This window comes from Novosphingobium sp. CCH12-A3 (assembly GCF_001556015.1).
GTDB classification, from domain to species: domain Bacteria; phylum Pseudomonadota; class Alphaproteobacteria; order Sphingomonadales; family Sphingomonadaceae; genus Novosphingobium; species Novosphingobium subterraneum.
This window is the reverse complement of the sequence record NZ_LSIA01000013.1, coordinates 20,217-28,754: the sequence shown is the minus strand read 5'-3', so window position 1 is coordinate 28,754 and position 8,538 is coordinate 20,217. Positions and strand designations below refer to the sequence as shown.

Below are 8,538 nucleotides of genomic sequence, written 5' to 3'. Positions count from 1 at the left end.
GCCCGAGGGACAGCAGGAATTGTTCTGAAGGGCTTAAGGGATTACATTGCCCCAATGCTGATGTCCCAATCCGGCCGCCTCGCGCGCCTTCACTACCTCCCCGGCTCCTTCCGCCAGCTATCGGGCGGCGATCATGTCGTCTGCGCCGTCTCGGGCGAGAAGATCCCGCTCGATGCGCTGCGCTACTGGTGCGCGCAGCGGCAGGAGGCCTACGCCACCGCCGAAATCTCGACGCGACGCCATCTCGAAGGCTGAGGAGCTGGCAATGATCCTGCCACGGCGCGCATTCCTCACCGGAGTTGCCGCATTGGCGGCGACTGGTGCGCGGGGCCTCAGCCCGATCACGCCGCTGACGATCGAACCACAAAGCCGCATCATGCAGGGCGGTTGGATGCGGGGCCGCGTTTGGCATCAATCAACCGCACTCAGGCTTGACGGCAAACCAATCCCGTTCGCAAGCGACCGGACATTCCTTCTCGCTTTCGATCGCGACGCTGGCCCGGTTGCCCGCATCGAGCTGACACTGGAAAGCGGCCAAACGTCCGTCAGCGAACTGGCCATTGCCCCGCGCGCCTGGCAGATCGAGCACATCAACGTCGCCCGCAAGCCAGGTGGCGTGACCAGCGAGGAATACCTCCGCCTGCGCCGTGCCGAACTCGCCCGCATCGCCGCCGCCCGTGCGGTCGATACCGGCGCACAGGGCTGGCGGCAGAGCTTCATCCGCCCCGCGCCGGGCCGCTTCTCCGGGCGTTTCGGCTCCCAGCGCATCTACAAGGGCGAACCGGCTGCCTATCACTCCGGGCTCGACATCGCCGGTGGCGCAGGCACGACGTATGTCGCACCGGCCGAGGGTATCGTGACGCTTGCCGCGCAGAGCCCGTTCAGCCTCGAAGGCCGACTGCTGATGCTCGACCATGGCATGGGCCTCAACAGTGCCTTTCTCCATGCCTCCGAACTTCTGGTGCGCGAAGGGGACAAGGTTGCCCAAGGCACGCCGCTGGGCCGAATCGGTGCCACCGGTCGTGCGACCGGCCCGCACCTGCATTGGTCGATGAAATGGCAGGCCAGTCGGATCGACCCGCTGCTTTTTCTTCCTGACCAGACGTAGGCCGCATTCACGGCCCTTTGCGCAGGTAGCCCTCATCACCGGCGGTTCGTTTTCCTTTTATGCCCGGTTGCCGATGGAACGAAACCGCCATCGGGATTCTGGTATCAGCTGCAACGCCTTTATCCCTATGTTCGCAGCGTTGTTTCACCCGAAACCGTCACCTTTGAAATTAATGGCAAGTGAACGGGGTGGGAGTGTAATTTCTGTGCATCACCCGTAAGTTACGGAAATCCGGCCTTACCTTACCTGACCCAAAGGCGGTGTGGCAGTTTCGCTACACATGTTTCGGATTCATTTCGTAACTGACAATCGTGTTTTGATGGTCCCGATCATTTCAGCCAAACAGATGCATCTTGCCCGTTTGCCAAGGGGGCCCAAGCTTCGCTCCAAAGCGCGTTGTTAGGGTTTTGGCGATACGGGAAAGGGCCTGCACAGCTCTTGCTGGCTGTGCAGGATTCAGGACAAAAGGGACTGGACACGTGAACATCAAAACCTTCTCTGCGCTCCGTGCGAGCGCCGCGCCCTTGGCGCTGGTCGTCGCGGTTTCGCCGGCTCGGCCGCCTTCGTCGCGCCTGCCATGGCGCAGGACTACACTCGCGGTAACCTCGTCGGCACCGTGACGGATCAGGCGGGCGCTCCCGTTGTCGGAGCGGAAGTCACCATCCGTTCGAACGAACAGGGTTTCACCCGCACGACCACCACCGATTCGAGCGGCCAGTTCCGGGCAACTGCGCTGCCAACCGGCACCTACGCGGTAACCGTTACCGCAAACGGGGCCGTGGTGGTTCAGGACAACGCCGCTTAGGTGAACGCCGGTGCGAACAACTCCTACAGCTACACCACCGGTGAAGCCTCGGCCGATACCGGCGGCGCCATCGTCGTCACCGGCACGCGCGTCCGCACCAACGACTTCGCGCAGAACACCTCGGGTCTGACGCTCAACGTCCAGGATGTTGCCGAGAGCGTTCCGATTGCTCGTTCGCAGTCGGCCCTGATCCTGCTTGCTCCCGGCACCAACGCGGGCGACACCGGCTTTGCCGACTGCCCGGACTGCGTCAGCTTCGGCGGCGCGTCGATCGCCGAAAACAGCTACTACGTGAACGGTCTGAACACGACGAACTTCCGTACCTTCGTCGGTAACAACGTCGTTCCCTTCGAGTTCTACCGCACGTTCGACGTGAAGACCGGTGGCTGGTCGGCCGAATATGGCCGCGCCCTGGGTGGCGTGACCTCGGCCGTTACCTAGTCGGGTTCGAACAACTTCGAATATGGCGCTGTCATCGCCTACACCCCGAACTTCCTCAGCGAAGATTCGCCGAACACCTTCCAAGATCCCTCGGGCAAGCTCAAGTCGCTCAACCAGCGCGACTATCGCGAATCGATCGAAGCGAACTTCTACGCTTCGGGTCCGCTGATCAAGGATCGCCTGTTCTTCTACGGGCTCGTCACGCCGCGCTACCGCGAAACGGAAGATACCGCACCTTCGACCGGCTATCGCGTGCGCAGCAAGTCGAGCACGCCTTTCTACGGCGGCAAGCTCGACTTCATTCCGTTTGACGGTCACCGCGTTGAAGGCACCTTCTGGTCCGACGAACGCACGATCAACTTTGACTACTACAACGTTGACGGCACCGGTACTGACCGCAAGGGCATCATTACCGGCGGCGTGAAGGAAGGCCGCGAAGTCAACAAGATCGGCGGCAAGAACTGGATCGTCCAGTACACTGGACAGTTCACCGATTTCTTCACCCTGTCGGGCGCCTACGGTGAAAACCGCTATCGCCGTTCCGACGTGATCGCCGGCGGCGAACTCGCTGGACCGATCGTGCAGACGCAGCTGGCCTTCGATGCCAATGGCAACAAGACCACGGCTCTCAGCACAATCGCCGGTGTTCCCGTTTCGCCGACGGATGGTTCGGACCTGCGTAAGGTCATGCGCCTCGATGCTGACCTCTATGTCAACCTGCTCGGTCAGCACCACTTCCGCTTCGGCTTTGACCGCGAAGACCTGTCGGTAACCGAGAACACCTTCTATACCGGTGACCGCATCTATCGCTTCACCGGAACTTACATCCGGGCGCGTACCTACCTCAACGAGGGCTTCTTCAAGACGAAGCAGACCGCGTTCTATGCGCAGGACAGCTGGGATCTGTTGAACGACCGCCTGAACCTGCAGCTCGGTGTGCGTAACGACCGGTTCGAGAACTTCTCGATCACCGGCGCCAAGTATGTCGATCTGAAGAACCAGTGGGCTCCGCGTCTCGGCGCTTCGTTCGACGTCTTCGGTGACAAGCTGACCAAGATCCAGGCGTTCTGGGGTCGCTATTATCTGCCGGTCGCTACCAACACCAACATCCGCCTTGGCGGAGCGGAAACGTTCTACGAGCAGCGCTTCGCCTATGCTCCGGGCGTGGTTGGATCGAACTATGACGCGAACGGCATTCCGATCGGTCAGCAGTTCACCGCATCAGGCGCTCCGGTACTCGGTTCGCTGACGGCTGCTAATGGACTCAACTGCCCGGACTTCGGTCCCGGCGCCGGCCAGAAGTGCCGCACCGTATTCTCGGACGGCATCGCCGGCCCGACGGACACGCTGGTCTCGTCCAATCTCAAGCCGATGTATCAGGACGAGTTCATCATCGGTCTGACCCATCGCATGGATGACTGGACCTTTGGCATTCGCTACATCAACCGTCGTCTGAAGCAGACGCTGGAAGACGTTGCGATCGACGCAGCCGTCAACAAGTACTGCGAATCGAAGGGACTGGACTGCACGACCTCGTCGGGCAGCCCGATCTGGTCCGGCTTCCACCAGTATGTTCTGGCCAATCCGGGTGAACCGATCACCGTGCGTCTTGATGGCGATCCGTCCAAGCCCGGCACCACCGGCGTTGTCACGCTTTCGGCGGCTGACCTTGGTTACCCGCGCGCATCGCGCAAGTATGACTCGGTCGAATTCACCGCTTCAAAGGCGTTCAACGGAACCTGGGGCTTCGACTTCAGCTACACCTACCAGAAGCTTCGCGGTAACTACGAAGGTTCGGTCAAGTCCGACAACAACCAGGACGACGCCGGCCTGACGCAGGACTTCGACCAGCCTGGTCTGGTTGATGGTTCGAACGGTATTCTTGCGAACAACCGCGAGCACACCTTCAAGCTGTTCGGTTCGTGGAAGCCGGTCGACTGGCTGCGCATCGGTGGTAACCTCACCGTGCAGTCACCGCGCAGCTTCAGCTGCGTCGGCGTCCATCCGAGCGACTTCTTCGCTTCGCAGTACGGTGCCGCGTCGTTCTACTGCGCAAATCCGAAGGGCAATGGTGGATCGACTGACAGCGTGCTCGTTCCGCGCGGCACCGCGTTCAAGAGCGATTGGAACAAGAACCTCGATCTGGGCTTCCAGTTCGAGCTCGGCGAAGCCCTGGCGAACTCGAACTTCCGCGTAGACGTGTTCAACGTCTTCAACTGGAAGTCGAAGACGGACTTCGTCGAATTTGGCGAAACGGACTCGGGTGCTATCCGCTCCGACTACCGTCTGCCGACCGGCTTCCAGGCTCCGCGCCAGGTGCGCTTCACCTGGACGATGCGCTTCGGCGGCAAGAACGGCGAATAAGCCGTACCTGTCGACGGACTTCAGTCCCGATAGAGAATGGGGCGTCCTTCGGGGCGCCCCTTTTTTATGAGCGGCGTTCGATCGAGCCTTTGCTTGCTGGCGAGCGCATCGCTGGGCATAGAACCTCCACTTCGCGCAGATCAGAAAGTACCCTCCGCAATGACCGAAGATGAAGCTGTCACCCAGTTGCGCCGGTTCGTGGCGGCACTCGAAAAGGGCAGCCGCCGAGATGCCAACGATGCCGCGTTCCGGCTGATCGCGGGCAATCCTCCGCTGGGTGACCGCTGGCAATCGATCGCGCGCGTCATGCAGACCAATGGCGAGTATGCCGCCGCGCACACGGCGATGCGGCGCTATGCCGAACACCGCCCGTCCGATCCTCACGCGCGGTTTGCCCAGGCCGCCATGCTTGCGCAGACCGGGATGCTTGAGCAGGCGTGGCAGACCATGGGTCAGGTGCCCTTCGGCGTCCCTACGCCATCCGGTCATCATTACATTCGCGGCACCATCGCCGTGAACCTCGGAGAAATCGATCAGGCGGAGCATCACCTGCTTGCGGCGCTGGACGGCGATCCGGCACTTGGTCAGGCGATGCTCTCGCTTGCCGCGGCACGAAAGCGCAAGGCTGGGGATCAGATCGGCGACCGCATCCTGTCGGCAGAACCCGCCATGGCCAAAGCCCCCGACCTTGAGCGCGCACACTTCCACTACGCTGCCGGCCGCGTACACTTTGATCGTCGCGAAGCTGAATCAGCCTTCCGGCACTTCTCCGCAGGTGCAGACCTTGTCCGCACCTGGCGTGCTTACGACGCGGCATCGGACTTGCGCGATGCGCAGGAGTGCCGCCAGGGCTTTGACCGTGAACTGGTTTGCCGCATCAATGACCAGATAACGGTGGACACTGCCCAACCCATCTTCGTCACTGGCCTGCCGCGTTCGGGCACAACGCTTGTCGAACAGATCCTCGTCAGCCATTCGACCGTCAGCGGCGGCGAAGAACTTGGGCGCATGGCCGTTGTCCGCCGTGACCTCGAATCGCTTTCCGCGCGCGGACTGACCGAATATCTCGCCCGCGGCGGCAAGGCCGATGATCTCGCCTCGCTGTACCTGCATCTCGGTCAGGAACGCTTCGGCAAGGAGGGGCGCTTCGTAGACAAGGCGCTCAACACCAGCCGGTTCATGGGGCTTATCGCCGCCCTCCTGCCCAAGGCACCCGTCATTTGGCTGCGCCGTGATGCTGTCGACTGCGCATGGTCTGCCTACCGCACCTACTTCATCCACGGCCTCGACTGGTCATGGAACCTTGAGGACATCGCCACGCATTTTGCGCTGGAGGACGAACTGTTTCGGCATTGGTCTGCCTTGTTCCCGGATCGTATCCTCGCGGTCGACTATCAGAAGCTGGTTGAGTCGCCCGAAACCGAGATCCCGCGCATTCTCGACCACTGCGGCCTCGCAGCCGAGCCACAAGTGTTCCGCCCGCACGAGACCAAACGCGTTGTTTCAACGGCCAGCGTTATGCAGGTGCGCGAACCGATCAATACAGGTGCAATCGGCGCGGCGGATCCTTACCGCGCTCACTTGGTGCCGTTCATCGAACGCTATTCCGCGATCACCGCGGCTGCACCCGCCACGCCTTGACCCCACCTGCGGCCGGCATGGGCACCGGCTGGAGCCAGGGCGGAGTCCTGCCGGACATGAGGTGGGCAATGAACCCGTCAGGTGTCTTCTCCGCATAGAACCGCGCCTCGCTACCGCCGGGGCAAATCACCACCATGGTCGCCCCGCGTCGCGCCATGATCAGCCGCGCCGCTTCGTCCGGTCCCAGAAAAGCCTCGATCACATCGCGAATGGCGGTGTCTGCACGGTGGTGGGCCGTCGCGATGACCTTGTGCCGGGTCATGACCAGCAGGGTCGGCCCGATGTCGAGCCCCATGAGCAGCGTCTGCGGGGGAATTGCTTCCAGTGCTGGCACGGCCTTGGAGAAATCGCAGCCAAGGGCCACCTCGCCCTGCGCCCGGCCTGCTGAAGCCTGTCCTCCCGGGGCAAGCAGCCGCGCCGCCTGATCCACCAGCACGCCCGGCAAGAGCAGCGTGACCATTACCACCACCCTGCCCATGCGGCGGACCAGAAGGGAATCCTGCCGCCAGCGGGCGAACTGCTCTGCAACCTGCCACGCCGCAGGCACGGTCGCAAAAAGGCACGATACTCCCGATGCGCGCGCCACAAGCAGGCCGACCAGGGTCGCGCCAAGCAACAGCAGCGCGTAGTCGAACCAGAACAGCTGCGCCGCGCGGTCCGCCGCGCGCTTGAAAAGTCGCAGGCAGGCAATCAGGCCGAATAGCGGCAGCAGGATGATGGTTGCCGCAAAACCCGGCTCCTGTCGCCACACCGGCAGGCCCTCGAGCACGGATTCTAGCCAGACCTTGCGCACCAGCGGATCGACCGAAGCGAAAGCGTCTCCGCCAAGGCACTGCGGCGCCCACGCCGCAGCAATGCCGACAGCCCCTGCTCCGATCAGGCCCACGGCAAGCAGGCTAACCAACGGCGGGCGGTCGCGTAGCCGCGGCAGGACGGTCGCTGCGCCGCCACCCATCCACAGCAGCGCCGCGACGTGGACAGGCGAAACGGCATCGCAATGCTGCGCCAGATCGGCAAGGCCCCGCGTTGCCAGGAACAGGGCAAGGCTCGCCACGGACAGGCTCAGCAGATACCCGATCAGCCACTCGCCCTGGCCTCGCCACAGGCGCAAGGTGCAAAGCCCGCCGACGATCACGGCCAGAGGAAGCGATTCGAGCGATATCGCCAGTGCCAATGCCAGCGCCGCTCCGGCCATGGCCGCGCCGATCCGGGATGCACAGGCAAACAGGCCGTTCAATGCAACCAGCGCAAGCACGAACTGCATGGCGTGGTGATCTATTCGCAACGGCATCATGCGGAACGATGCCGGCACCGCCGCTGCCACCAGCAGGGCTGCGACGATACCGATGCGTGGGCCGAACTGTCTTGCTGCCAGCCGCGCTGCCAGCGCCATTGCCGCCAGAAGGTTCAGCAGCGGCACAATGACAATCGCGATGCTCTCTGCCAGCCCCTGCCCCAACAGCGGACGCAACAGCAGGATCATTGCCGCGATCGGGATGTCGACAACGCGGGTCCAGTGCATCGCCACGCCATCGGGCGGCGCAATGCGGTATTGGCGAAGGTCGAACCAGGCCTGCCCGCCCAGCAGGTCGCGGACCTGCTGCAGGCGCAACGCATCATCGCCGTCGACGAAATTCGCCGGCGACAGCCTGCCACCGCTACCAACCAGCATCAACAGGCTGATCGCAACCCACGCCAGCAACACGCCGCGCCAGAGAATCGCAGCGCTGCGCTCTCCCGGCGATTGGCCGGAATTGCGGTAGCTCACTGGAAGACAACCCGCTTTCTGAGCAGCCATGTCGTCGTGAAGCTTGCCCCCACGGCGATCAGCTTCGACAAGCGCGAATCAAGACCGAGCGCGGTACCGGCTCCGACGATCAGGGTCGTCAACGCCAGCCCGACAAGGGCCGAACCAACGAAAAGCGCCTTCTGCCGCGTGCGCGCGCCGCGCTCTGCGGCAACCGTATCGGTAAAGACCGTGCGGCTCGAAAGCAGCCAGTGCGCTACTATGCCAAGCGAATAGCCGCTCGCCGAAGCGATCACCGGTGCAATCCCCACCGCCAGCAGGGCAAGGAACGAGCCGACGTCCACGGCCAGCGCCCCGACGCTGGCGAGCAGGTAGCGAAGGAGCATCACGCGGCGCAGGCGATCGATCATCGGCAGGATCGTCCCGGTCATC

At 63.0% G+C, this 8,538-nt stretch carries 8 protein-coding genes; 6 read left to right on the top strand and 2 right to left on the bottom strand.

Annotation, left to right across the window (positions count from 1 at the left end; translation table 11 throughout):
- The first annotated feature begins 54 nt into the window (after positions 1-54).
- The 6 genes from AX703_RS00705 to AX703_RS00680 all read left to right on the top strand — a co-directional run bounded on the left by AX703_RS00705 (position 55) and on the right by AX703_RS00680 (position 6,359).
- Positions 55-255 (top strand): DUF2093 domain-containing protein, encoded by a 201-nt coding sequence (locus AX703_RS00705; protein WP_039333112.1) that lies wholly within the window; start codon positions 55-57, stop codon positions 253-255.
- A gap of 10 nt (positions 256-265) precedes the next feature.
- Positions 266-1,108, top strand: a complete 843-nt coding sequence (locus tag AX703_RS00700; protein ID WP_062341894.1) for a M23 family metallopeptidase — start codon at positions 266-268, stop codon at positions 1,106-1,108.
- A 577-nt stretch (positions 1,109-1,685) separates the two neighbouring features.
- Positions 1,686-1,913 (top strand): carboxypeptidase-like regulatory domain-containing protein, encoded by a 228-nt coding sequence (locus AX703_RS28150; RefSeq protein WP_062341893.1) that lies wholly within the window; start codon positions 1,686-1,688, stop codon positions 1,911-1,913.
- Positions 1,914-2,354: a TonB-dependent receptor plug domain-containing protein gene (locus AX703_RS28145; RefSeq protein ID WP_062341891.1), complete on the top strand. Its 441-nt coding sequence runs from the start codon at positions 1,914-1,916 to the stop codon at positions 2,352-2,354.
- A 252-nt stretch (positions 2,355-2,606) separates the two neighbouring features.
- Positions 2,607-4,718, top strand: a complete 2,112-nt coding sequence (locus AX703_RS00685; protein WP_062341889.1) for a TonB-dependent receptor — start codon at positions 2,607-2,609, stop codon at positions 4,716-4,718.
- A gap of 159 nt (positions 4,719-4,877) precedes the next feature.
- Complete coding sequence (locus AX703_RS00680) at positions 4,878-6,359, top strand: tetratricopeptide repeat-containing sulfotransferase family protein (protein ID WP_062341887.1); 1,482 nt, start codon at positions 4,878-4,880, stop codon at positions 6,357-6,359.
- On the opposite strand, the gene AX703_RS00675 is transcribed toward AX703_RS00680, so the two are convergent.
- Positions 6,331-8,127, bottom strand: a complete 1,797-nt coding sequence (locus tag AX703_RS00675; RefSeq protein WP_062341884.1) for a hypothetical protein — start codon at positions 8,125-8,127, stop codon at positions 6,331-6,333. The genes AX703_RS00680 and AX703_RS00675 overlap by 29 nt on opposite strands.
- Complete coding sequence (locus tag AX703_RS00670) at positions 8,124-8,537, bottom strand: GtrA family protein (protein ID WP_062341882.1); 414 nt, start codon at positions 8,535-8,537, stop codon at positions 8,124-8,126. The genes AX703_RS00675 and AX703_RS00670 overlap by 4 nt, the downstream gene beginning before the upstream one ends.
- Position 8,538: the final 1 nt, after the last annotated feature.

Bases quoted from the DNA above. Each gene is read 5' to 3' on its own strand.
- AX703_RS00705 (WP_039333112.1), top strand. From the start codon at position 55: ATGCTGATGTCCCAATCCGGCCGCCTCGCGCGCCTTCACTACCTCCCC.
- AX703_RS00700 (WP_062341894.1), top strand. From the start codon at position 266: ATGATCCTGCCACGGCGCGCATTCCTCACCGGAGTTGCCGCATTGGCG.
- AX703_RS28150 (WP_062341893.1), top strand. From the start codon at position 1,686: ATGGCGCAGGACTACACTCGCGGTAACCTCGTCGGCACCGTGACGGAT.
- AX703_RS00680 (WP_062341887.1), top strand. From the start codon at position 4,878: ATGACCGAAGATGAAGCTGTCACCCAGTTGCGCCGGTTCGTGGCGGCA.
- AX703_RS00670 (WP_062341882.1), bottom strand. From the start codon at position 8,537: ATGACCGGGACGATCCTGCCGATGATCGATCGCCTGCGCCGCGTGATG.